22 protein-coding genes and 1 pseudogene are annotated in these 23,448 nt (G+C 43.3%); 7 read left to right on the top strand and 16 right to left on the bottom strand.

What is annotated here, in order from left to right; genetic code table 11:
- Nucleotides 1-104 (top strand): annotated as a pseudogene (locus tag FTU40_RS05575) (IS982 family transposase); the annotation flags it as partial.
- A gap of 20 nt (nucleotides 105-124) precedes the next feature.
- Here the strand turns inward: FTU40_RS05575 and FTU40_RS05570 are convergent.
- The 5 genes from FTU40_RS05570 to yaaA form a co-directional block, all read right to left on the bottom strand.
- Nucleotides 125-469 (bottom strand): hypothetical protein, encoded by a 345-nt coding sequence (locus tag FTU40_RS05570; RefSeq protein ID WP_074383303.1) that lies wholly within the window; start codon nucleotides 467-469, stop codon nucleotides 125-127.
- 52 nt (nucleotides 470-521) lie between these two features.
- Complete coding sequence (locus tag FTU40_RS05565; protein ID WP_180040105.1) at nucleotides 522-1,523, bottom strand: adenosine deaminase; 1,002 nt, start codon at nucleotides 1,521-1,523, stop codon at nucleotides 522-524.
- A 76-nt stretch (nucleotides 1,524-1,599) separates the two neighbouring features.
- Nucleotides 1,600-2,922, bottom strand: a complete 1,323-nt coding sequence (locus tag FTU40_RS05560; RefSeq protein ID WP_005097450.1) for an NCS2 family permease — start codon at nucleotides 2,920-2,922, stop codon at nucleotides 1,600-1,602.
- A 436-nt stretch (nucleotides 2,923-3,358) separates the two neighbouring features.
- Nucleotides 3,359-3,520 carry a hypothetical protein gene (locus tag FTU40_RS15120; RefSeq protein ID WP_005097451.1) on the bottom strand — a complete coding sequence of 54 codons (162 nt, stop codon included), beginning with the start codon at nucleotides 3,518-3,520 and terminating at the stop codon, nucleotides 3,359-3,361.
- A gap of 611 nt (nucleotides 3,521-4,131) precedes the next feature.
- Nucleotides 4,132-4,914, bottom strand: a complete 783-nt coding sequence (gene yaaA, locus FTU40_RS05555) for a peroxide stress protein YaaA (RefSeq protein WP_180040103.1) — start codon at nucleotides 4,912-4,914, stop codon at nucleotides 4,132-4,134.
- A 123-nt stretch (nucleotides 4,915-5,037) separates the two neighbouring features.
- On the opposite strand from yaaA, the gene FTU40_RS05550 reads away from it, so the two are divergent.
- Complete coding sequence (locus tag FTU40_RS05550) at nucleotides 5,038-5,670, top strand: alpha/beta hydrolase (RefSeq protein WP_005097454.1); 633 nt, start codon at nucleotides 5,038-5,040, stop codon at nucleotides 5,668-5,670.
- Nucleotides 5,671-5,702: 32 nt separating this feature from the next.
- On the opposite strand, the gene FTU40_RS05545 is transcribed toward FTU40_RS05550, so the two are convergent.
- The 5 genes from FTU40_RS05545 to pheA all read right to left on the bottom strand — a co-directional run bounded on the left by FTU40_RS05545 (nucleotide 5,703) and on the right by pheA (nucleotide 11,212).
- Nucleotides 5,703-6,122, bottom strand: a complete 420-nt coding sequence (locus FTU40_RS05545) for a GNAT family N-acetyltransferase (protein WP_257223523.1) — start codon at nucleotides 6,120-6,122, stop codon at nucleotides 5,703-5,705.
- Between the two features lie 110 nt (nucleotides 6,123-6,232).
- Nucleotides 6,233-6,595, bottom strand: coding sequence for a hypothetical protein (locus FTU40_RS05540; RefSeq protein ID WP_159516052.1), 363 nt, complete (start codon nucleotides 6,593-6,595; stop codon nucleotides 6,233-6,235).
- A 99-nt stretch (nucleotides 6,596-6,694) separates the two neighbouring features.
- Nucleotides 6,695-8,941, bottom strand: coding sequence for a bifunctional prephenate dehydrogenase/3-phosphoshikimate 1-carboxyvinyltransferase (locus tag FTU40_RS05535; protein WP_159516053.1), 2,247 nt, complete (start codon nucleotides 8,939-8,941; stop codon nucleotides 6,695-6,697).
- 3 nt (nucleotides 8,942-8,944) lie between these two features.
- Nucleotides 8,945-10,036: a histidinol-phosphate transaminase gene (gene hisC, locus FTU40_RS05530; protein ID WP_180040101.1), complete on the bottom strand. Its 1,092-nt coding sequence runs from the start codon at nucleotides 10,034-10,036 to the stop codon at nucleotides 8,945-8,947.
- Nucleotides 10,037-10,102: 66 nt separating this feature from the next.
- Nucleotides 10,103-11,212: a prephenate dehydratase gene (pheA, locus tag FTU40_RS05525; RefSeq protein ID WP_005170229.1), complete on the bottom strand. Its 1,110-nt coding sequence runs from the start codon at nucleotides 11,210-11,212 to the stop codon at nucleotides 10,103-10,105.
- Nucleotides 11,213-11,700: 488 nt separating this feature from the next.
- Here pheA and FTU40_RS05520 point away from each other — a divergent pair, with 488 nt between their 5' ends.
- Nucleotides 11,701-12,219 (top strand): DJ-1/PfpI family protein, encoded by a 519-nt coding sequence (locus tag FTU40_RS05520; RefSeq protein ID WP_005097462.1) that lies wholly within the window; start codon nucleotides 11,701-11,703, stop codon nucleotides 12,217-12,219.
- An 86-nt stretch (nucleotides 12,220-12,305) separates the two neighbouring features.
- Here FTU40_RS05520 and FTU40_RS05515 read toward each other — a convergent pair whose 3' ends face one another.
- Both FTU40_RS05515 and FTU40_RS05510 read right to left on the bottom strand, forming a co-directional pair.
- Entirely contained in the window at nucleotides 12,306-13,448 is a 1,143-nt protein-coding gene (locus tag FTU40_RS05515; RefSeq protein ID WP_005097463.1) for an acyl-CoA dehydrogenase family protein, read from the bottom strand.
- A gap of 152 nt (nucleotides 13,449-13,600) precedes the next feature.
- Nucleotides 13,601-14,944 (bottom strand): dicarboxylate/amino acid:cation symporter, encoded by a 1,344-nt coding sequence (locus tag FTU40_RS05510; protein ID WP_005097464.1) that lies wholly within the window; start codon nucleotides 14,942-14,944, stop codon nucleotides 13,601-13,603.
- 407 nt (nucleotides 14,945-15,351) lie between these two features.
- Between FTU40_RS05510 and FTU40_RS05505 the strand changes: the two genes are divergently transcribed.
- Nucleotides 15,352-16,353, top strand: a complete 1,002-nt coding sequence (locus FTU40_RS05505; protein WP_180040099.1) for a glycosyl transferase family protein — start codon at nucleotides 15,352-15,354, stop codon at nucleotides 16,351-16,353.
- Nucleotides 16,354-16,437: 84 nt separating this feature from the next.
- On the opposite strand, the gene FTU40_RS05500 is transcribed toward FTU40_RS05505, so the two are convergent.
- On the bottom strand, nucleotides 16,438-16,710 hold the full coding sequence (locus FTU40_RS05500) for a YeaC family protein (protein WP_005097466.1): 273 nt from the start codon (nucleotides 16,708-16,710) through the stop codon (nucleotides 16,438-16,440).
- 3 nt (nucleotides 16,711-16,713) lie between these two features.
- Nucleotides 16,714-17,652: an NAD(+) kinase gene (locus FTU40_RS05495; RefSeq protein ID WP_005097467.1), complete on the bottom strand. Its 939-nt coding sequence runs from the start codon at nucleotides 17,650-17,652 to the stop codon at nucleotides 16,714-16,716.
- Nucleotides 17,653-17,844: 192 nt separating this feature from the next.
- Here FTU40_RS05495 and mrcB point away from each other — a divergent pair, with 192 nt between their 5' ends.
- Together mrcB and FTU40_RS05485 are read left to right on the top strand one after the other, a co-directional pair.
- Complete coding sequence (gene mrcB / locus FTU40_RS05490) at nucleotides 17,845-20,238, top strand: penicillin-binding protein 1B (RefSeq protein ID WP_180040097.1); 2,394 nt, start codon at nucleotides 17,845-17,847, stop codon at nucleotides 20,236-20,238.
- Between the two features lie 14 nt (nucleotides 20,239-20,252).
- Nucleotides 20,253-20,798, top strand: coding sequence for a tetratricopeptide repeat protein (locus FTU40_RS05485; RefSeq protein WP_180040095.1), 546 nt, complete (start codon nucleotides 20,253-20,255; stop codon nucleotides 20,796-20,798).
- 37 nt (nucleotides 20,799-20,835) lie between these two features.
- Here the strand turns inward: FTU40_RS05485 and FTU40_RS05480 are convergent, their stop codons facing one another.
- Nucleotides 20,836-21,735 carry an NUDIX domain-containing protein gene (locus FTU40_RS05480; RefSeq protein WP_180040093.1) on the bottom strand — a complete coding sequence of 300 codons (900 nt, stop codon included), beginning with the start codon at nucleotides 21,733-21,735 and terminating at the stop codon, nucleotides 20,836-20,838.
- A gap of 139 nt (nucleotides 21,736-21,874) precedes the next feature.
- Between FTU40_RS05480 and hemP the strand changes: the two genes are divergently transcribed.
- Nucleotides 21,875-22,045, top strand: a complete 171-nt coding sequence (hemP, locus tag FTU40_RS05475) for a hemin uptake protein HemP (RefSeq protein WP_005170213.1) — start codon at nucleotides 21,875-21,877, stop codon at nucleotides 22,043-22,045.
- Between the two features lie 76 nt (nucleotides 22,046-22,121).
- Here the strand turns inward: hemP and FTU40_RS05470 are convergent, their stop codons facing one another.
- Nucleotides 22,122-23,447 (bottom strand): HAMP domain-containing sensor histidine kinase, encoded by a 1,326-nt coding sequence (locus FTU40_RS05470; protein ID WP_180040091.1) that lies wholly within the window; start codon nucleotides 23,445-23,447, stop codon nucleotides 22,122-22,124.
- Between the last annotated feature and the right edge of the window lies 1 nt (nucleotide 23,448).

Genomic DNA, 23,448 nt, shown 5'->3' with positions numbered 1-23,448 from the left:
GTCATCGTTCGGTGAATAACTTTATGGTGAATATTATGGCTGCTATAGTGGCTTATTGCTTAAATCCAAATAAGCCAACTTTCCAAAACTTGCTAAAAAGCTAAAATATTTCATCGAACTCAGGTTAAATAAATTCCTTGAGACAACTTCTGAGACTGTTTGCAATCGCTTTTTGCGTCAGTTCTTTTTTGGCTGCTTCATCAACTGTGGCTTTTAACAAAGTTTTGGCAGGCACATCTTTTAACGCATGCTCACCTACACATGAACACACATTTTTCTCAAGTTCAACTTTACTGGTGTCCTGCATTAAGTAGGTCGAAACTTTCCAAACTTTGGAATTTTGCAGCTCTTTACTGCATTGATATTCAATCAAAGGTTTTAAAGTACGTTGTGTCAATGTCATATCCGCACTAGAACAGGCAGAAATCAACAATATGCTGAGGAGCAGAATTAAACTTTTCAATTTCATATTGGCCTATAAAAATGATAAAGGCAGAGCGAACTCTGCCTTTTGTAAAAACTTAAATCAAGGCACGGATCTGGTTGATCCATTTCTCTTTTTCAGCCTCTGGAATAAACGACGCTTCAAAGGAGTGCGTTGCCAACTGCTTTAATTCCTCGTTACTCAAGTCTAGCGCTTCAGCAATGGCAATAAAGTTGTCATTCATATAGCCACCAAAATAGGATGGATCATCTGAGTTGACTGTAACATGGACACCCTGCTGCAAGAGACGACGGATATTATGCTGCTGCATATCCTCGACCACACAAAGCTTCAGATTTGACAGCGGGCACACCGTTAAGGGCATTTTTTCGCGAATCAACCGTTGCATTAACTCAGAATCTTCTTCTGAACGCACCCCATGATCAATACGATTAACTTTCAGTAAATCCAGAGCTTCCCAGACATATTCTGCCGGGCCTTCTTCGCCCGCATGTGCTACGACCAAAAACCCTACTTCACGCGCTTTGGCAAAGACACGTTCAAATTTAGAAGGTGGATGCCCGACTTCACTTGAATCCAGACCAATCGCAATAATCTGGTCTTTATAGGGCAATGCCTGCTCCAGCGTTTCAAAGGCCGCCTCTTCACTTAAATGACGCAGGAAACACATGATCAAATGTGAGCTGATTCCAAGCTTGGCCTTGGCATCATCGCAGGCTTTTTGCAGGCCATTGATGACGGTCGCAAAAGCAATTCCACGGTCGGTATGCGTTTGCGGATCGAAGAACATTTCTGTATGCACCACACTGTCTTCGGCACATTTTTCAAAATAGGCCCAAGCCAGGTCATAAAAGTCCTGTTCATGGATCAGTACATTGGCCCCGGCATAATAAATATCCAGGAAGGACTGAAGATTATGGAAATTATAAGCCTGCTTAACTTCCTCGACAGATTTATACGGGATGGCAATCTGATTACGCTGAGCGATTGCAAACATTAGCTCAGGCTCAAAAGTGCCTTCAATATGAACATGAAGCTCGGCTTTTGGCAAAGCGCGAATCAACTCAAGACGGTTCATCACTTCTCCTCGTGAAACCTTTAAATAATAAAAAAGGGCGCAAACTCAGTTTACACCCTTTCTGAATGTAGAAAAATTAGCCACCAAACAGTGCGAATTTAAGCGTCCATAGAACAGCAATAATCCAGACCATATACGGTACAGTCGCAGCCTTACCAGTCAACAACTTGATCAGTGCATAGCTGATAAAGCCCATCGCAATACCATCCGCAATCGAATAGGTAAATGGCATAAATACGATGGTTAAAAATGCCGGTACTGCCTCAGTAATATCTTCCCAGTCAATATGGACGATACCCTGAATCATCAACACACCAACAAATAACAATGCTGGCGCAGTGGCAAAACTCGGAACTGATTGTGCAAGCGGTGCCAGGAATAAACAGGCAATAAATAGTAATCCAACCACCACGGCGGTTAGACCGGTACGACCACCTGCTGCCACACCCGCAGAAGATTCAATATAAGGCGTAGTTGAAGAAGTACCCAGTGCCGCACCAGCAACAATCGCTGATGAGTCAGCAAATAAGGCTTTCTTCAAACGTGGTAATTTCCCGTCTTTTAACAGACCTGCACGATGCGAAACACCGACCAACGTCCCGGTAGAGTCAAACAGATCGACCAGGAAGAAAACAAAAATCACCCCAATTAAACTGGCAGTAAAGAGGCCTTCAAAATCCATTTGCATGAATGTTGGAGCCAGCGATGGAATATGACCCACTACACCTTGGAATTCGTTATAACCTAGTGCCGTTGCAATGGCAGTCACCACCAGAATACTGATGATAATCGCACCACGGACTTTAAACTGGTGCATTACCACAACCAACAAAAAGCCAAAAAGTGCTAATAATACAGAAGGTTGTTTCAGATCACCCAAGCCTACCAGTGTGGCTGGATTATCCACAATAATTCCGGCATTTTTCAGTGCCACCAATGCCAGGAACAAGCCAATACCACCACCAATCGCGAGCTTGAGCGACATTGGAATTGCATTGACAATGGCTTCACGTATTTTAAACAGGCTAATGGCAATAAAGACCAGACCTGAAACAAAAACTGCACCCAAGGCGGTTTGCCAAGGCACCCCCATTCCCAGACATACAGAATAGGTAAAGAAGGCATTTAAGCCCATGCCTGGCGCCAGCGCAATTGGATAATTCGCAATCAGGCCCATGACTAAACAGCCAATCGCAGCTGCAAGACAGGTTGCTACAAAGACAGCCCCATGATCCATCCCTGTTTCGGACAAGATCATTGGATTGACAATAATGATGTAACACATGGTTAAGAATGTAGTTACACCAGCCAGAACTTCTGTACGGAAACTGGTTTTGTTTTCACTCAGTTTAAACAGACGTTCAAGCATATTTTCTGAAGATGGATTAGGAGTCGTCATGACCTAGCCCCTATTGAGTAAACTTTATGCTTCAAGCACGCCGTCAAATAAATGAAATTTCACAAAAAATTCATTTATTTTGAGGATGTGTTAGCAACGAATATGCCAGTATAGCCATTTGACGGGTTCAAATGTTTGAACAGCTTACAGCCCCAGGGCTATGCTATAAAAACCCCAAAAAATCTAAACAAAAAAGCTGCATAACTTTTATGCAGCTCTATTTAATGATATAAATCAAATGCTTAGAAAGATGAAGTTTGCTTCATCTTTATAGGTGGCAAATTATAACACATTGATTTCTGATTGCTTCTTTGATTTTATACTTTATTTAAAATCAATCTATTTAATTCGAATATTTTTAATATTTTATTATATTTATTATTGAGTTAATTTTATTAATTACGCTAAATTGAAAAAAAGAAAATTGATGCATGTGTTAATGTCGATGCCGATTAGAGTCTAACAATTTGCTGGAGTCACGCGCTTCATTCAAGACATGACGGATTTTTTCGTATTTTCTGATTTCTGCCTGTTTATGCACGCAGAATCCTAATACGCTGACCATTAACACAAAAACAGGAATAGCATGTATTTTCATTTTTATTATTCTGCTTTGTAACACTGTGCAATTATGCTAACAAAAAACCTAATAAACTTGTGACTTACTTTACATTTAACCCGATAGAATGCACTTCTTGAACCGTTTAGCGATATTTTTCTATCGCTTTATTTATTATTACTTAATTAATTTTTCATTCTTTCTCAAAAATCTCTTGCGCTAAATACTCCCCAAAGTTAATAAATTAAATATTTGAATATTAAATACTTATTTGTTTAAATAAAAATTTCTATTGGAAAGAAAAATATATAAATTAATGAAAATTCCCTGATTTAAAATATATTAACTTGAGCTATTTTATTCAGCTTTTCCCATAAATATCAGTTTCAATTTTCTGTAAAAAACAACTCAATAGATGAGATTTTACGCATTATTTCAATGAGTTCAGCGATAATTCTAATTTTTTATCTAACTTAAAATTTGCGAAAGACGCTAAAAACCACATTTGTACCGAAGTGCAGCCAATCAACTCCCCCGTGACACTCAATATTTAAAAAACGATTAAAGCTGGATAAATAACATTTCAATACTCATAGCTCCCAATACCGCCTAGAAACCAATTATTCTATGCGGTAGCGGAATAACGTTATTTATGCACTGATTTGTTCATCACGTTTAAATACCAATTCACCTTTAAGTGAACTATCGGCATCAAAATAATAGCCATCGGTATTGAATGCTTTGAGTTCTTCGGCACGTTCAATTCTATTTTCAACAATAAAACGTGCTATCAAACCACGTGCTTTTTTAGCATAGAAACTAATCACTTTATATTTGCCATTTTTCTGATCCAGAAATACTGGCTTGATAATCTCTGCCTGAATTTTGCGCTCGTTCACCGATTTATAATATTCATCAGAAGCAATATTCACCAAGATCTCAGACTGGGCTGCGGCTAAATCTTGATTGATCAGATCAGTGATGTGATGTGCCCAGAACTCGTATAAGTTATGCCCGCGAGAATTGGCCAATTTGGTTCCCATTTCCAGACGATATGGCATCATCAGATCCAAGGGACGCAAAAGCCCATATAAACCAGACAACATACGCAAACGCTGTTGTGCAAAGTGCAGATCTTCCTGCTTGAAGCTATAAGCATCCAGACCGGTATAGACATCTCCTTTAAAGGCAAAAATAGCCTGACGTGCATTGGCTAAATTAAAATCTGGTTGCCAGTCCTGAAAACGTGCTGTATTTAAATTGGCAATTTTTTCACTGACACTCATCAAACTGGAAATTTCTGTTGCAGAAAGTGTGCGACAAGCTTTGATCAAATCCTGCGAATGTTCTAATAATCTGGCTTGAGTAAATTGGTCAGTCGGTAATGGGGTATCGTAATCGAGCGTTTTGGCTGGAGAAATTAAAGCGAGCATGGCAACCTGGTCAAAAAATGATTAATCAAACTATATCAGTCTGCTTATTTTAATTCCAATTCATGTTTTTATTCACCATAATCGTTAAAATGCGCGATTCTCCTGTTAATCATCGGTATTTATATGTCCGAGCAAATTTTCCTTCAAGGACCTGCGGGTCAGATTGAAGTTTTTGTGGATTATCCTCAGGGTGAAGTGAAAGGATTCGCGGTAGTTTGTCACCCCCATCCCTTGCAAGGTGGTACGCCCCAGCACAAGGTTCCCGTTCTATTGGCACAAATGTATATGGAACGTGGCTGTGTTGTGTATCGTCCGAGTTTTCGCGGTTCTGGTCAAAGTGAAGGTATACACGACGAGGGCTTCGGTGAGACGGATGATGTATTAGAAATCATTCGGTTTGCTCGCAGTCAGCATATTGGGCTGTCTTTTTATGCGGGCGGTTTTAGTTTTGGTGCGCATGTCATGGCAAAGAGCTATGCAGCCTTACCTGTAGAACTGCAACCCAAACAAACTATTTTATGTGGCCTGCCAACTGCAACCGTTGCCGGTATTCGCCATTATGTTACGCCAGCAATTAAAGGTGATATTCTGTTCATTCATGGTGAGGGTGATGAAGTAACCCTGCTGTCGGATATGATTGAATGGGCAAAACCACAGCGTCATTTAGTGACCGTATTGCCTGGTGCCAATCATTTCTTTACCGGCTATTTAAAGCAATTGCGGATTGCAATGACTCGCTACTTAGCGCTTGGCTAGATAATACAACCCATCAGATGATGGGTTTTTTATTAAAAGACAAAATCGTCTGCAAAAATTTCATACATCACAGCCCGATATTTAGGCTTATCGATGTAACGGATAATTTTTCCGCCCAAGCGGTCTGCAATTTTACGGCTAGCCCAGTTTTCTTCTGCTACCGGATAGCTTAAGACTTGAAGCCCTAATGTATTGAAAGCATAGGCCACAATACAATGCACTGCTTCATGTCCATAATGATGACCATGCGCATTTTTACGGATCCAAATACCGACTTCAGGTATTTCATCATGAAGTCGATGTAAACCACATAGTCCAATAAATTCTTGTGTTTCAATATGACGGATCACAAATACATATTCTTCATGAGCTGCCATATTCTCTAGCCATTTTTGCCATCCTGTTGCAAATGCTTGTTCAGATTCTGGCAGACCCCATGTCATAAAATGCATCAGACTTGGGATAATCGCGGCATAAGCTTCTCATGCATCTGATGCACGAAACTAGCTGAGTATTAGACACTCACTTTGGCGTTGAGATCAAATTATAGTGGAGTTATGAATTAGTTCTTCCATTCAAACTCGCTAAAGCTTTCCTGCTCTTTGAGCGAGCTTTCTACTGCTTGTGCAAGCTGATTGAGCAGACTTCGTTCGGTAATACGATCGAGCCAATCTTGTTCTTCTTCAGGATATGAGGCAATTTCACAGACCAGATGCCCCTGCTCATCTCTGGTTTCACAACTCACAGATAAGGGCAATGCATGTTCATCCACGCTCACCGCAACCTGAGCACCACTTTGACTTAAGGTCTGAAAGCCATGTTTACCTAATGTTTCGGCAAGAAAATGCGCTACATATTCCTGGGTTTCCTGACCATCCCGGGGTTGCTGGCTTTGTGTATTGGCCATGAATTTTAATTTTCGCATCGCTACATCCTAATGGCTTTTTTCTTGTATGGGTTTAGCATAAGCAATATAAACAAAACAGCCAAGCAAAAGCTTGGCTGTTTCACATAATTTTAAAAATTATTCTGAAACTTGAATAGGCAAACCTGCAATTGAGGTCAGTTCTGTAAAGGTCGGGAAACTGGTGGCTACCGTTTCCGTACCGACAATCTTGATCTGCTCCGAATTACGTAAACCGGCAATCGAAAAACTCATCGCGATACGGTGATCATGATGCGATTCAATTTCACCACCGGTAAAGATTGGCGACCAGTCACCTGATTTGCCCTTCCCTTCGATAATAATGCCATCTTCAGTTGGGGTACAGTCAATGCCCATGGTTTGCAGGCCATCTGCCATCACCTGAATACGGTCCGATTCTTTTACGCGAAGCTCGGCAGCACCGGTCAAAATCGTCTGACCTTCGGCACACGCAGCAGCAATAAACAGCGCCGGGAATTCATCAATCGCCAATGGCACCTGATCTTCAGGCATATGAATGCCTTTAAGCGTACGCGTACCACGAATACGGATGTCTGCAATCGGTTCACCGCCAGCAATGCGTTCATTTTCAACGGTAATGTCCGCACCCATCTGTTTCAGGATTTCGATCACGCCAGTACGGGTCGGGTTGATACCAACAGCCTCTAAGGTCACATCCGAATTTTCAGTAATCGCAGCGCCGACCATAAAGAAGGCCGCAGAAGAAATATCAGATGGCACCTGGATATTGGTTCCGACCAGCTTTCCACCACCTTGTAATGAAATACGATTGCCTTCGGTTTTCACCTCATAACCAAATGCACGCAACATACGCTCAGTATGGTCGCGGGTTGGTTCAGGTTCAGTCACTGCGGTTTCGCCATTTGCCCATAGGCCCGCCAGCAAAATACCTGATTTTACCTGCGCTGATGCCATTGGCAAATCGTACTGAATGCCTTGTAGTTGCTGGTTACCTGTAATCGAGACAGGCGGAGTTCCACGTTCACCCGTGGTCTGAATCAGTGCACCCATTTCACGTAAAGGCTTGGCAATACGTTCCATTGGGCGTTTAGATAGGGATGCATCACCGGTCATCACTGAATCAAATTTCTGCGCTGCCAGCATACCGGACAGTAAACGCATTGAAGTACCTGAGTTGCCCATATAAATGGCAGACTGTGGCGCTTTAAGACCATGCATACCGACGCCATGAATGGTGACTTCACCATTTTTAGGGCCTTCGATGCTGACGCCCATGTCACGAAAAGCCTGCAAAGTTGCCAGTGCATCTTCACCTTCAAGGAAACCAGTCACATGTGTTGTACCTTCAGCGATGGCACCAAACATGATCGAGCGATGTGACACAGATTTGTCACCTGGCACGGTAAATTTACCTTGAAATGTCTTGGCACCCGGCTGAATGGTAAATTGTTGTGTCACTTTATTTTTCTCCATGAAAGGTTTCTTGGCGAGCATATGGTTGAAATGCTGGCGAGCTGCCTGCGCATGACCCAATAAGCCCATCAATGCTTGGGAATCTTCATCTTCGATCAATTTGCGAATCATCGCGAGCTGCTGTTCAAAGCCATCTACGGCATTCAGAACTGCTTTTTTGTTGGCAAAAAAGATATCATGCCACATTTGTGGATCACTGGCGGCAATCCGCGAGAAATCACGGAAGCCACCGGCAGCATAACGAAATATGTCTAAGTTGTCTTCACGTTTGGCCAGTTGTTCGACCAGATTAAACGCCATTAAATGCGGAAGATGACTGGTATGTGCCAGCACTTCATCGTGCTTGTCCACATCCATGCAAATCACTTCGGCTTTGGCCGCTTGCCACAGTTGAATCAGCTTCTCCACGGCCCAATCGCTACTGCTTGGCAGTGGCGTCAAAATTACCTTGTGATTGGCAAATAGATCGACTTTTCCTGCATGTACACCGGTATGCTCTGCACCTGCAATCGGATGACCCGGCACAAAACCTGCTGGAAGCTGGTCACCAAAGACCGCTTTAGCCGCATCGACCACATTACCTTTGGTACTTCCCACATCAGTAATAATGACATTTTCCGTCAAATACGGCTGAATCAGCTCAAGTACTTTTTGTGTGGCACGTACCGGCAAAGCCAGAACAATCAGATCTGCACCTTTGACTGCATCTACAGGATCGGCATAGCCTTCAGAAATCAGACCAAGTGCCTTGGCATCTTCCAAAGTCTTGGACGAACGTGTCGATGCCACAATGTCATTGGCCAAGTGCTCGGCTTGAATGACACGCGCCAGACTTGAACCAATCAGTCCAAGCCCGATAAATGCAACTTTTTCAAACAATGGCTGCGACATGAATTAAGCTTTTGCCTCTAAACCCAATACTGTAGCAAGCGCGCTTAAGAATTTCGCGTTTTCTGCTTCAGTACCAATCGATACACGAATGTGGCTGGAAATACCGACCGGACGTACAATCACCCCTTGTTTCAGCAAACCGTTGAAGGTTGCTGCGGGGTCTGCCTGTACATCAACCAGAATAAAGTTAGCACGAGAAGGCACATAGTCCAGACCCAAAGCCTTAAAACCTGCTTCAAGTTGCGCCATACCGGCTTTATTTACTTCGCGAGAACGCGCGATAAAGTCTTCATCTTTCAGTGCAGCCACCGCAGCGACCATGGCCAAATGATTGACGTTAAATGGCTGACGAATACGGTTTAAATAATCGGTCACTTCAACCGATGCCAAGGCAAAACCGACACGCAGTGCAGCCAGACCATAGCACTTCGATAAAGTACGGCTGACAATCAGATTTGGATATTGTTGCAGGAATTTCAGGCTATTGAAATTTTCCGGGAAATATTCCACATACGCTTCGTCTAGCACCACAATTACATTTGCAGGGACTTTTTGCATGAAAGCTTCAAATTCGGCTTCTTCGAACCAGGTTCCGGTCGGATTGTTCGGATTGGCAATGAAGACGAGTTTGGTATTGTCCTGAATTGCTGCTGCCATCGCTTCAAGGTCATGTGAAAAACCTTTGGCAGGTACTTCAATCGCTTGTGCATTAATGGCTTGAGTGACCAGTGCATAAACCGCAAATGCGTGCTGGCTATATACCACAGAATCGCTTGAAGAAACGAAGGCACGGGCAAACATTTCTAGCAAGTCGTTTGAACCATTGCCCAGCGTAATCTGATCATGATTAAAACCAAACTGAGTTTTAATCTGATCTTTCAGGATAAAGCCACCTCCATCTGGATAACGGCCAATTTCAGCAATTTCCGAAGCGACTGCTTCTTTGACTTTATCTGAACAACCCAGCGGGTTTTCATTGGATGCCAGCTTGACGATATCGGTAAGACCCAACTCACGCTCAAGCTCACTGATCGGTTTACCTGGCTGATATGGCTTTAATTTTGAGATGCCTGAATTGGCTGGAACAAACGACATTTTAGACTTCCAATTTTAGGTATAAAACAGTGGTCAGCACCCTCGCCCTGACCACGGATAGCTGACTTAAAGTACAGCTGCAGGATATGAACCGAGCACGCGAACTTCTTTAACTAAAGGACGAATTTCTGCAATTGCAGCTTTGACATGTTCCTGCTCAATATGACCTTCAAGATCAATGAAGAACACATAAGCCCATTTTTCCGGAAGTGCTGGACGCGTTTCAATACTGGTCAAGCTGATATTGTGCTTGGCAAATGGCGCCAGAATTTCCAGCAATGCACCAGCACGGTCATGTGCAGAAATCAGTAATGAGGTTTTATCATTGCCACTTTGAGGCACTTTTTCACGGCCAATCACCAAGAAACGTGTGGTATTTTCCGGATTGTCCTCAATATTGCCATGCATAATTTCAAGATTATAAATACTTGATGCAATTTCAGAAGCAATCGCAGCAGAATGCCATTCATTTTGAATACGGCGCGCAGCCTCAGCATTAGAATTTAAAGCCACACGTTCTACACCCGGATAATGCGCGTCTAGCCATTTACGACATTGCGCCAAAGTCTGCTGATGTGCATAAATCTGTTTAATACTATCTTTACGGGTATTTTCAGAAATCAGAAATTGATGATGAATCGGCAATTCAACTTCGCCAATCACATTCAGGTTCGAAGTTTTAAAACAGTCCAGGGTATGATTGACTACACCTTCAGAGGAATTTTCCACCGGCACCAAACCATAATGGGCACTGCCCGCCTCGACTTCACGGAAGACTTCATCAATTGTCGGTAAAGGTCGAACCACCGCATCATGACCAAAGTGCTTGAGTACCGCAGAATGGGTATAGGTTCCGACTGGCCCTAGAAACGCAATACTTTGCGGAGCTTCAAGCGCAAGACAAGCGGACATGATTTCACGGAACAGACGTGCCATGGTGGTGTCGGACAATGGCCCTTCATTACGCTCCATGACATTGCGCAACACCTGTGCTTCACGTTCTGGGCGGTAAAACAGCGGACTTTCTTCTGAAGCAAACTTTGCTTTTGCAACTGCTTCAGCCAAACGTGCCCGGCGGTTAATCAATTGCTGGATTTGCTGATCAACAGAATCGATATCCTCACGAATTTTTGCCAAATCAAGAGAAGTCGTGGTGTTTTGATCGTCGTTGATCATTGTTATGTCGCCCTTCATAAACCTTATCTGTTCAGTATAACAATAGTGAGCTTTAAAATGTTACGCAATATGACATTGCTAGATTAAGTCTTAAAAACAGACAGTTGGTTTTAACCACTCATCGCTTTTAGTCATATCTGGTAACATTTAGTTCAGCATTTTGGCTTGATTTACATTATCAAATTGTAAACTTAGCCTGTCCATCTTAACTGATTTTAATGAATATGAAATATCATTATTTCTTAATCTATATAGCGGTTTTAAGCATAAGAAAATTAAAATAATAGCTTTGTACTTGTCTTTTTTGACCTATTAAAATCTGAGATATCTTTCACAATAAAATGCACGCTCCTCACGCTCATTTCTCTTATTTAATATTGATTTTCCTAATTTTTTTACATGAAATTACTACTCTGTTACAAAGCAGAGACGTTTTTTCAACCTTTAACAGCTAGTCTAATTTAAATCATGAGTTGGGGGGATCAATCATGCCAAAAAGAATAGCAGTACTTATAACAAATAATTTTGAAGACCAAGAATACCTGGAGCCAGTGGCTGCCTTGCTGGCTGCCCATCATAGCGTCTGCAATATCGAACTTAACGCAGGCAAAGTGGTCTATGGGCTGCATGGCTGTTCTGCCGTGACCATCGACCGTGGCATCGAACAAATCAGTATTGATGACTTTGATGCCTTGCTGATTCCAGGGGGCGAATCTGCGGTTTCTCTCTCTACCGATGTTCGGGTGCTACAGTTCATCCATGCCTTCAATCAGGCCAAAAAAGCTATTTTCAGTTTATGTGATGCATCCTTATTACTGTGTGAAGCAGATGTGCTGAAAAATCGGATTATTACCAGTATCCGGGCGCATGCGAGTCGCGTACAGCATGCGGGTGGAACCTATTATGATGTAGAACTGGTAAATGATAATAACCAGTTGATCTCATCGCGCCTGCCCAACGATCTGCCCATTTTTATTCATGAATGTTTGAATGTCTTAAAATCATAAAATTTAAAATAGAATCACTGTCTCTTTGCTATAGCTTGCCTGTAAAAAAAAGAGTCCTTAAAAAGGACTCTTTTTTCATTAATCGATTAACGTCCTAATAGACCACGGGCTACAATTTCTTTCATGATTTCATTGGTACCGCCATAAATCCGTTGAATACGGGCATCGACAAAGAAGCGTGAAATTGGATATTCAGTCATGTAGCCATAACCACCAAAGAGCTGAAGCAGATTGTCAGCAATCTTCATCTGCATATCGGTAGAAAAACTTTTCAATGCCGCTGCAGTTTCGACATCCAGTTTCCCTTGCATATAAAGCTCAAGATTCTGGTTATAAAAAGCTGCGGTCGCCAATTCATCAATTTTCGCTTGTGCCAAAACAAAACGAGTATTCTGGAATTGACCGATGGCCTGACCAAAAGCCTGACGCTCTTTCACATATTGCGTGGTCACATCAATAGAACCACGAATTGCACCCAAGGCTGTTGCTGCGATGGCGGTACGCTCACGCGGTAATTCCTGCATCAAATAAGTAAAACCCTGCCCCGGTTGACCGAGTAACTGGTCTTTCGGCACCTTGACATTGTCAAAGAACAGTTCCGAAGTATCTTGCGCATGCAGGCCAATCTTGTCCAGATTAGTGCCTTTTTTAAAGCCTTCCAGATGCGTGTCGGCCAGTAACAAAGAAACGCCTTTGGCACGCGCTTGCGGATCGGTTTTGACTGCCAGTACCACCAGGTCGGCATGCTGACCATTGGAAATAAAGGTTTTTGAGCCATTTAATACATAGTAATCATCCTGCAAGATGGCACTGGTACGCATGGCTTGCAAGTCTGAGCCGGCACCTGGCTCGGTCATACCAATCGCACCGACCACTTCACCGCTCACCATTTTCGGCAACCAGTGTTTCTTCTGCTCTTCAGTTCCAATGTGCAAGATATAGGGTGCAGCAATATCCGAATGACAGGACAATCCTGTAGAAATGGCACTGTATCCGGCACGTGCAGACTCTTCAATCAGCATCAATGAATAATCGGTTGGCACCCCATAGCCGCCATATTCCTCCGGAACATCGACACACAAGAAACCATTTTCACCAAGTGCATTCCAGACTGAACGTGGCATCAGGCCTTCGTGCTCCCATTGTTGATAATACGGTGCGACATGTTCATTCATAAAGCGTTTAAAATTGTCGCGGAATAATTCTAGATCGGCATCGTAGGCAAGCATTCTGTTGTCCTTATACTGTTTATCGTTTTATTTCCTGTTTTACAGACTATCTACTTTCAGCTTTACTGTCATGTACTGGCATCTATCTTTTACTAACTTTGCAGTCAATAAAAAAGGAAGCCGAAGCTTCCTTTTTCTTTCAAACATTAGAATTAATGGGCGTTATTGCCTTCTTGCGCCATTTTTTCATCAATTTCTGATGGATTTGCCAATGCATAGTTCAGCTTGTCCATATCGAGCTGGCCTACCCATTTTGCAACAACCAAAGTCGCCAAAGAGTTACCCACCAGATTGGTCAAGGCACGCGCTTCAGACATGAAACGGTCAATACCGAGAATCAAGGCCAGACCTGCAACAGGAATATTACCCACAGCAGCCAAGGTTGCTGCCATCACAATAAAGCCAGAACCCGTGACACCTGCCGCACCTTTAGATGAAATCAACAGTACCAGAAGAAGGGTAATCTGATGAGACAAATCAAGTTGTGTATTGGTCGCCTGCGCAATAAAGATCGCAGCCATGGTCAAATAGATTGAAGTTCCATCTAGGTTAAATGAATAACCGGTTGGAATCACCAGACCTACCACTGATTTTTCAGCACCAGCAAGTTCCAGTTTTTTCAACATACGTGGCAATACTGATTCTGAAGAAGAAGTACCCAGTACAATCAGCAGTTCTTCACGGATCAGACGAATCATCTTCATGATACTGAAACCCGCAAAACGCGCAATTGAACCCAGTACGATGAAAATAAACAGTACGCAGGTGATATAGAAACAAATGATCAACTGTGCCAGCTGAGCAAGCGAACCAATACCATATTTACCAATGGTAAAGGCCATCGCACCAAATGCACCGATTGGCGCCAGTTTCATTATCATGTTCACAATATTGAAGAATACATGTGAAATCTGGTCGATGAGTTTCAGGACTGGCTTGCCTTGATCACCCAGCTTATGCAGCGCGAAACCAAAAATGATCGCGAACAACAGAACCTGTAGAATTTCGCCTTCCGCAAATGCGCCTACCACCGTATTTGGAATGATATTCATCAGGAAGTCGATCGTCGACTGTGACTCACCTGTAGCGACATATTTGCTGATGCCCGTGGTATCCAGTGATGCAGGATCAACGTTCATGCCTACACCTGGCTTGACGATGTTAATCACCACCAGACCGATGACCAACGCAATCGTGGAGACGATTTCGAAGTAAAGTAAAGCAACACCACCAGTTTTACCCACTGATTTCATGCTTTCCATACCCGCAATACCGCTGACCACGGTACAGAAAATCACCGGTGCGATGATCATTTTGATCAGGCGGATAAATGCATCACCCAGCGGTTTAAGCTGTTCACCCAAGCCAGGAACATACTGTTCTACACCATTGATAATTTGCGTACCACTCGGCGAGAAATGCCCGACCAGAATACCTGCAATAATAGCCACAATCACCTGAAAATACAGTGACTTATAAATCGGTTTTTTCGCCATAATAAATCTACTTGAACGATATCTGAAAATAAAAAGACCATTTTGAGAAATGCACTGATCTGTTCATCTGCTCTGAAGATGAACTGGATCAAGTCTCAATAGGCTCAAGAGAATGTTCAAAATGAAAATCAGCCACGCATTCAATCTGACGCGCAGCATCAGACCAAAGTATTAAATGGGAGAAAGAGATTAAGAAAACTTAAACAAACTCTAAAAATTGTCTGAATTTTACTGAAAAATCCCATTAAATGTGCATAAAGTCTTATGCAATTGCCTGCTTTTTGCTCGCATTGAATTAGACATTAGTCGATAATCAGATTTAAATGCCTGTTTTCCGTATACTGAAAGCTTTGTTAATTTTAGACCCTCCTCATTGACCCCAATATTTGCTGCAAGCTGTATAAGTTATGAATACCAAAAGAAATATTTATAAAGATTTCGAACATCCCTTTGCCCAATATGTACGCATCGTGGGGAAAGGAAAAAATGGCGCCCGCTCCCTCAGCTATGATGAAGCCTATCAAGCCTTTAGCATGATTCTGAAAGATGAAGTGCTCGATGTGCAGCTAGGGGCGTTCTTGATGTTATTGCGGGTCAAAGAAGAGTCTGTAGATGAGTTAGCCGGTTTTGTTCAGGCCACACGCGACCAGCTTGAATTTAAGCAGCTGGATGTCGATCTGGACTGGTCCTCTTATGCAGGCAAGCGCAAGCATTATCCATGGTTTATTCTGGCAGCACTGACGTTGGCCAAGCATGGTTATACTATTGTGATGCATGGTGCCGCTGGTCATACCATGAACCGGGTTTATACCGAACAAGTGTTAACTTGCTTAGGCTATCCAATCTGTCAAAATGATGATGAAGTGGAGCAGCAATTACAGCAACGACATTTTGCCTATATCCCGTTAGAGGTGATTTCTCCGATTCTGGCAGATCTGATTGGCCTACGAAATGTAATGGGACTGCGCTCCCCGATTCATACGCTGGCTCGTTTAATTAACCCGTTTAATGCCAAAGCAACGCTGCAAGCAATTTTCCATCCGGCGTATCGGGGTTCGCACCAACAGGCGGCTTTCCGCTTAGGTTATAAAAATAGTGCGGTAATTAAAGGTGAAGGGGGCGAATTTGAGCGTAATCCGGATGCCAAAACTTTGATCTGCGGTATTAAAGATGGCGAACTGTACGAATATGAACTACCGAAACTGACTGACAATCGTAGTCCGGTTGAGGAAGAACTGGATCTGGCCTTATTTAAAGCAGTATGGGATGGTCAGCAAAGCCATGAATATGGCGAGATTGCGGTTACGGAAACCATGGGCATTGCGTTGTATAGCATGGGTGCATGTAAAAGCTATGAAGTTGCGATGCAAAAAGCCAAAGAATTATGGGTGAATCGTCACACCGTTTAAACTTTGAAATGTGTAGAAAAAAGCATTGTTCCTTCATTGAACAATGCTTTTTTAAATATCTCTCGACTGACTCGACGTCAGTGCTTAAACAAAACGGATTGGCTTGAATTCCGGTTCATTCTTGTGATGATCATCATCACATTCCTCGCCTTCTTCTTTAGTACCGCGATCGATAAAACCGCTGCGCTCATTTTCAGGCAAGTTTTTCATTTCCCAGGCATAGACTGCCTGCATACAAGTCTGGCGTTGTTCCTGAGTTAGGGCTACACCATTTGGCCACTTTCCAATTTCAATTGCTGTTCTTAGGCGTTCAACAATCTCAGGATTGAGTACGGCAAGCATTTGTTCAATATTCATGATTTAATCCTGCTTAAAATAATCAAAGTCCTGATTCCACCCCAGTTTGGTTCGACAGGCATTATAAAAGTCATAGCCCGGTGGATGCAGAAGATTCAGTTTAAAGGGATGCTTGCGAATATGGACGCTATCGCCAACATTCAAAGACACACTGTGTTGTCCATCCGCACTGACCATCGGCAGTACGCGATTTTCACGAATCAGTAATTTAATTTCGCTGTGTCCACCGACCACAATCGGGCGTGAAGACAAGGTATGCGGATGCATCGGCACCAGCGCAATCGCATCCATACTCGGATGGACAATTGGCCCGCCCCCAGAAAGTGCATAAGCCGTAGAGCCGGTCGGCGTCGATACAATCAGGCCATCACTGTGCTGACGATAGACATACTGTCCGTCAATATTCAGTTCAAAATCGATCATATGCACCGATTTTCCTGAATGCAGTACCACATCGTTCAGTGCAATCGCATCGTAAATCACTTCGCCTTTGGAGCGAATTTCGACTTCGAGTAAAAAACGTCGCTCAGTCTGAAAATCACCTTTTAACACCTGATCCAACTTAAAGATGACTTCGGTTGGCTTAATGTCGGTTAAGAATCCCAGACGCCCCCGGTTAACGCCGATCACAGGAGTATTGTACTTGACCAGTGCGCGTGCTGCATGCAAAAGCGAACCATCCCCTCCTACCACAATGACCAGATCAACGACTTCACCAAGTAAAGCACGACTGACAGTTTGGGTATTGTTATATGGAACGAGTTCAGCTGTCGCTGCATCAAAAACAGGATGTAAGCCTAAATTCAGAAGATGATCATGAATAAGACATAAGGTTTCAACCACCGATGATTTATCAGGACGTCCTATTAACCCGATATTTCGAAAGGTTTTATGGGAAATTTGCACCAGTGTCGTCGCTCCGCTACGGATCTTGCATATCATAGCATTAAGCTATACCTGGATGATAATTTATAACAGGATGCTAGCTCGTCGCAAATTATTTGAAATATATTTGAATTAAGGAGAAATTGTGGGCTTTGATTTTAATTTTAAGCGCATTTATTGATTAAATATTGCAAAATGATTAAAAGCTTCGCATGATTAGTACAATTTCACAGGATCTTATAAGTATTTATGAAATCTGAACGTGGCATGGGGTTTTTTGCCTTAATTTTCTCGATTTTAGTCATTTCCATCTTTGTCGTATTTAGTATTTACCTGATTAAATTAGATAATATTGTACGCGAAAAATTTGAAGGTCAACGCTGGGACATTCCGGCGAAAGTCTTCGCACGTCCAATGGAAGTGTACGTCAATGCCCCAGTCAGTCAGCAGGATTTCCAACAAGAATTAAAATTACTCGGTTATAAAAACTCGGATAGTTATGCCAAGTCGGGCAATTTTGTCACTACGGGAAATACTTTATATGTACATACCCGTGGCTTTGATTTTGGTGATCGGGTTGAACCGGAACAAGTTCTGAAAGTGAGTTTTAATGCTAACCAAGTGACTGAGGTCAGCGCCACCAAGCCATCTTCTAGCGGTATTGCCCGACTGGAACCCTTATTGATTGGTGGAATTTATCCACAGCATAACGAAGACCGGGTACTGATCAAACTGAATAAAGTGCCTAAACCATTGATCGAAGCGCTCATCGCAACTGAAGACCGTAAATTCTATGAACACCATGGCGTATCTCCACGCGGTATTGCACGTGCTGTTGTCAGTAATATTACCGGTGGCAAACGTCAGGGTGGCTCGACTTTAACCCAGCAACTGGTGAAAAATTTCTATTTAACGCCTGAGCGTACCTTAAAGCGTAAAGTCAATGAAGCCTTTATGGCCATGCTGGTTGAATTACATTATGACAAGAATGAAATTCTGGAAGCTTATCTAAATGAAGTGAATCTCGGCCAAAATGGTAACTATTCAATTAATGGTTATGGCTTGGCTTCTCAGTTTTATTTTGGTCTGCCACTGCGTGAACTGAATATTTCCCAGCAGGCTTTTTTAGTCGGTCTGGTACAAGGCCCAAGCTTGTATAACCCATGGCGTAATCCTGAAAGTGCGAAAAAACGCCGTGATATCGTCCTGAATAATATGCTGGTGATGGGCTATCTAAGCCAAGAACAATATGAAAAAGAAACCGCACGTCCATTGAACGTGATTTCAAAACCAACCTTGGGCCCTGCACGTTTCCCGGACTTCCTGGATATTGTGCGTCGTCAATTACGCACTGACTATCAGGAAACTGACCTGACCAATCAGGGTCTGCGTATTTTCACCACGCTGGATCCTTTGGCTCAAACCCGAATTCAGGACAGTTTTAAGCAGACAGTCGCACGTTTAACCAAATCTAATCCGGGCCGTTTAAAAGACTTGCAGGGTGCAGTTTTGGTATCACATCCGGAAAATGGTGAACTGGTTGCAGCAGTCGGCTCGACTCAAGACTTTACCGGTTTTAACCGTACAGTAGATGCCAAACGTCAGGTGGGTTCATTATTAAAGCCTGTGATTTACCTGAGTGCACTGGAATCAAATCGTTACCATTGGGCCAGTCCGATTGAAGACAGTGAAATTAGTGTACAAAGTGATGGTAAGACCTGGACGCCGAAAAACTACAGTGGCCGTGGACATGGTGTCGTACCGATGTCACAAGCGCTGTCACAATCCTACAATCTGTCTACTGTACGTTTAGGACAAGAATTTGGTCTGTCTACCTTTATTAATCATCTGAAAAAATTTGGCGTCACTTCCGATATTCCATCCTATCCGTCTATTTATTTAGGTGCGGTGGATATGTCGCCAATGGAGGTGATGAATATTTATGGTAACTTCGCCACAGGTGGCTTTAAATATCCAACCAAGTCAATTCGTTCTGTGGTCGATGCCAATGGACGGATACTCGACCGTTATAGCTTAAGCGTACAACCGACCATTGACCCGGCTTCAGCCTATGCCCTGAATTATGGCCTGCAACAGGTCATGTCGAGTGGTACAGGCCGCGCAGCTTATAACAGTCTGCCGAGTAATCTGAATCTTGCAGGTAAATCAGGCACCACCAATGATAGCCGTGATTCATGGTTTGCCGGCTATTCAGGTAATTATATGACCGTGGTCTGGCTGGGTCTGGATGACAACAAAGTGACTGGTTTAACCGGTTCCTCTGGTGCACTTCCAGTCTGGGTCAATGTCATGAAACAGCTCCGCCAGAAGCCGGTCAATCTGCCACAACCGAATGAAATTCAATGGCACTGGCTGGATCGTTATACCGGCTTGTTGTCTGCGCCAGGCTGTGAAGGTGCCATGTATATTCCGATTTCGCAGCATTCGCTACCGAATCAGGCCACCCCTTGCGGTCTCTCGCGCTACGTGACGGAACCAGTGACCATCGACTCGGAACCTTCTTCTTCCAATCCGGACGAGATGGATGATATCAGCCGTTATATACAAGAAAGTGAAACAGAAATAGAACGCGATCTTGCCAACGAAACCCGTATCATCGCGAGTGGAAGTTATAGCCATTAATTGAGTCTATGTTTATGTTACAAAAAATCATCCCTGGCCTGCTCATCCTCAGTTTGGTGGGCTGCCAAAGCTTTCCAGAACCAGAAAAGCCGACTGCTCCAGCCAAACCTGCAACAGAAAAGCCTAAACCACAGACCCCAGACGGCGTCGTGATTACGCCTTATGACCGTCCTGAAATCAAACGCCAGAAAATTGTAATTCCTGAGCAAAAGCCTAAAAACCAGAAATTTGATGATGGCCGTAATCTGCCTGCTTTCAAGCGTCTTATGCAGCAAACCCAGCAGGCCTATGCCAAACAGCAATTTTCTCAAGCTGAAACCGCAGCTGTACAAGCCCAACGCCTGGCACCTCAAGCGCCTGAAACTTACCTGTATTTAGGTATGATCGCTAATCGTAAAAATCAAGCTACACGTGCAGATGCGTTTGCCTTGCGTGGCTTGAGTTATGCACAATCCAATGCGATGAAGAAACAGCTTTGGCAGGTCCGTTTAAAAGCAGCACAACAGCAAAAAAATACCAAAGCAATTCAAAACGCCCAGCAGGCTTTAAAAGGACTTTAGTCTCTGTCTAAATGCTTACTAATGGAAAGCAGCTTACCTAGATATTGCGTATACCGGCAATACCGTAAGCATGCTGGCTCTGTGCATAGCTCAGATCTTCTGTTTTCAGCCCGCCCAAAGCGAAAACCGGAATCTGTACCTGTGCTGCCATCTGTTTAAATTGTTCCCAGCCTAGTGGCGAAGTATCCGGGTGCGTTTGTGTTGCAAGTACAGGACTGAGCAAAGCCGCTTCACAGCCCACCTGCTCAGCCTGCTGTAATGCCGCCAGATCATGACAGGCTGCAATATAACGATAACCTCGCATCAACTGGCCGGGTTGCACAGCCATTAATTGCGATTGTTTCAAGTGAATGCTTCGAATCGTTTGCTGCTGTAATTCATTGAGCTGTGACCAGAGTTCCTGATTAATCATGAGCTTGGAAAGCTGTTCAATCGGAAGCTGTTGTAATTGTATGACCCGTTCAGGTGTGATTTCAACGCGCCAATATAGCATCTGATCTGGATCAAGTTGATGTAAAATCGCCAGATCATCTGCGATCTTAATACGTTGTGGCCATTGCAGCTTTTGCAGCATGGACTGGTTGGCTTTGGGAAAATTCAGACTGCTCAGCTGTTCACGCGCATACCAGCTCCAGGGTGGTTGAATTCCTGACAATTGTGACTCAGACACTGACGCATGAAATATATGTAGGTTGACAATGACATCTTCATATTCATGACAGATAAAATCGAATGCATGCCACTGATCCAGATCAATCCCGACCTCTTCCAGCACTTCACGTCGACAGGCTTCAACCGGTTGCTCACCCGATTCTACTTTTCCACCTGGAAATTCATATTTGTTGCCTTGATGCTGACTGGCTTTTCGCCACCCCACAAGCACTTGATTTTTATGAAATAAGATTGAAATCGCAACATGAATATTGGGTTTAGACATCATTTTACTGCACTCGAAGTTTTACAGATTGTAAGCAAATTGCTCTATTTTATAAATTACAGAATTATTCATTGACAGACCTATTCGATAATGATTATCATTTAAATCAATCCAAAACAGATACCACGGAGTCGATGGAATGAACGCACCTTTTAGCTTGTTTAGCCGTAATAACGATAGCCATCATGCACTACCCATGCTGCACTCAAATAATCTTTTCGCACTTGGGCGTGAAATTAGAATTATGCATGCTGGTGAAGAATACCGTTTACGCCTGACCCGTAATAATCGCCTGATCCTCACAAAATAACGATAACACTCTAATCATAATAAACGTGGGAACCAGCAGTATGAATCAGCGCATACTGCTTTTTTAGCGAACTGAATTAAGATTTGGCAAAACTGAGTATAACTTTCAGTCCACCCAAATCAGAGGCCGCAATCTCAATTTCTGCTGCGTGTAATTGCATAATTTTACGGCAAATCGACAACCCCAAACCCGACCCTGAGGTACGTGTGCCTAAAGCACGATAAAATCGTTCTCCCAGATGTACCAATACTTCCCGTGCTATGCCTGTTCCCGAATTTTCAATCACTAAGCGCAAACGCCCTGCGGCATCAACATCTGTTTTTATCTCAATCCTACCTCGTTCTGGGGTATAGCGAATTGCATTATCCACCAAGTTACGAATGCAGCTAAAAATTAATTCTGCATTTGCCATGATCTGGCCGTCGTCTATGCTCAGCTGCCATTTGATCTGTTTCTCTGCGGCAAAAGGCTGCAACGCCTGTAATACCTCCTGAACAATCATTTTCAGATTTACGGCCTGTTGCGGCAACTGCTCTGCTTTTTCAGGATCCAGACGTGCCAATAAGAGTAAATTCTCCAGCACTTGCGTACCACGATTGACATCATTCTGAATCAGTTGCAGGGCTTGCGGCAACTGGGCATCGTGCTGATATTGACGTTTCAATACCTGCAAACGCATCTGAATGGCAGAAAGCGGCGAGCGTAATTCATGCGATGCATCGGCAGTAAAGCGCTGTTCGGCCAGCAGTGATTTTTCCAGCCGGTTCAGCATGGCATTTAACTGCTGCACAATCGGTTGCAATTCCGTGATTTCAGGATCTGGACTGTTGACCGGACTTAAATCTTCGGCCGACTTGGAACCTATGGCGCGGGAAATATTATTTAGAGGTTGTAATTGACGTTTCACGACCACATGTAAAATCAGCCATTGCAATAACCAGAGTATCAGTAAAATTCCGGCAAAACTGAAGGTGGTTTGCCATAACTCGTTAAAACGTACCGATAAAGGCTGCAGTACTTTGGCCTGCAAGCCATCCTCTTTAGCAGTTAAAATCCGGATAAAACGGCCATTTTCATAAGCAAACTGAAAGCCACTGTGTTCATTAACCCGCACACTGTTAATCAAATCATCATCGATGGACGTGGTCAAAATATCCTGATTGAGCAATAGCGCATATTGAATATCGAATTGCTCGCTGATTTCATCGACCTGATCACCTTTGGCCTGTCTGACATCCCCAAGTAATAACTCGGCAATCTGTTCCATCAAATCGTCATGCAGCTGAATGGCTTGATAACTTGAAACCCCGAGTAACAGCAACCACGCCAACAATCCTGCCAGCATGGAGCTCAGCATGGCATTCTTGATCAGGCGAGTTTGCAGGGAGACTGGTGCAGACATA

The sequence above is a fragment of the Acinetobacter sp. YH12100 genome (assembly GCF_013419135.1).
In the GTDB taxonomy this organism is placed as follows: domain Bacteria; phylum Pseudomonadota; class Gammaproteobacteria; order Pseudomonadales; family Moraxellaceae; genus Acinetobacter; species Acinetobacter pseudolwoffii.
The sequence above is the reverse complement of the archived record's forward strand: the minus strand, read 5'-3'. Positions and strand labels throughout refer to the sequence as shown.

Bases quoted from the DNA above. Each gene is read 5' to 3' on its own strand.
- FTU40_RS05570 (WP_074383303.1), bottom strand. From the start codon at position 469: ATGAAATTGAAAAGTTTAATTCTGCTCCTCAGCATATTGTTGATTTCT.
- FTU40_RS05565 (WP_180040105.1), bottom strand. From the start codon at position 1,523: ATGAACCGTCTTGAGTTGATTCGCGCTTTGCCAAAAGCCGAGCTTCAT.
- FTU40_RS05560 (WP_005097450.1), bottom strand. From the start codon at position 2,922: ATGACGACTCCTAATCCATCTTCAGAAAATATGCTTGAACGTCTGTTT.
- FTU40_RS15120 (WP_005097451.1), bottom strand. From the start codon at position 3,520: ATGAAAATACATGCTATTCCTGTTTTTGTGTTAATGGTCAGCGTATTA.
- yaaA (WP_180040103.1), bottom strand. From the start codon at position 4,914: ATGCTCGCTTTAATTTCTCCAGCCAAAACGCTCGATTACGATACCCCA.
- FTU40_RS05550 (WP_005097454.1), top strand. From the start codon at position 5,038: ATGTCCGAGCAAATTTTCCTTCAAGGACCTGCGGGTCAGATTGAAGTT.
- FTU40_RS05545 (WP_257223523.1), bottom strand. From the start codon at position 6,122: ATGCATTTTATGACATGGGGTCTGCCAGAATCTGAACAAGCATTTGCA.
- FTU40_RS05540 (WP_159516052.1), bottom strand. From the start codon at position 6,595: ATGCGAAAATTAAAATTCATGGCCAATACACAAAGCCAGCAACCCCGG.
- FTU40_RS05535 (WP_159516053.1), bottom strand. From the start codon at position 8,941: ATGTCGCAGCCATTGTTTGAAAAAGTTGCATTTATCGGGCTTGGACTG.
- hisC (WP_180040101.1), bottom strand. From the start codon at position 10,036: ATGTCGTTTGTTCCAGCCAATTCAGGCATCTCAAAATTAAAGCCATAT.
- pheA (WP_005170229.1), bottom strand. From the start codon at position 11,212: ATGATCAACGACGATCAAAACACCACGACTTCTCTTGATTTGGCAAAA.
- FTU40_RS05520 (WP_005097462.1), top strand. From the start codon at position 11,701: ATGCCAAAAAGAATAGCAGTACTTATAACAAATAATTTTGAAGACCAA.
- FTU40_RS05515 (WP_005097463.1), bottom strand. From the start codon at position 13,448: ATGCTTGCCTACGATGCCGATCTAGAATTATTCCGCGACAATTTTAAA.
- FTU40_RS05510 (WP_005097464.1), bottom strand. From the start codon at position 14,944: ATGGCGAAAAAACCGATTTATAAGTCACTGTATTTTCAGGTGATTGTG.
- FTU40_RS05505 (WP_180040099.1), top strand. From the start codon at position 15,352: ATGAATACCAAAAGAAATATTTATAAAGATTTCGAACATCCCTTTGCC.
- FTU40_RS05500 (WP_005097466.1), bottom strand. From the start codon at position 16,710: ATGAATATTGAACAAATGCTTGCCGTACTCAATCCTGAGATTGTTGAA.
- FTU40_RS05495 (WP_005097467.1), bottom strand. From the start codon at position 17,652: ATGATATGCAAGATCCGTAGCGGAGCGACGACACTGGTGCAAATTTCC.
- mrcB (WP_180040097.1), top strand. From the start codon at position 17,845: ATGAAATCTGAACGTGGCATGGGGTTTTTTGCCTTAATTTTCTCGATT.
- FTU40_RS05485 (WP_180040095.1), top strand. From the start codon at position 20,253: ATGTTACAAAAAATCATCCCTGGCCTGCTCATCCTCAGTTTGGTGGGC.
- FTU40_RS05480 (WP_180040093.1), bottom strand. From the start codon at position 21,735: ATGTCTAAACCCAATATTCATGTTGCGATTTCAATCTTATTTCATAAA.
- hemP (WP_005170213.1), top strand. From the start codon at position 21,875: ATGAACGCACCTTTTAGCTTGTTTAGCCGTAATAACGATAGCCATCAT.
- FTU40_RS05470 (WP_180040091.1), bottom strand. From the start codon at position 23,447: ATGTCTGCACCAGTCTCCCTGCAAACTCGCCTGATCAAGAATGCCATG.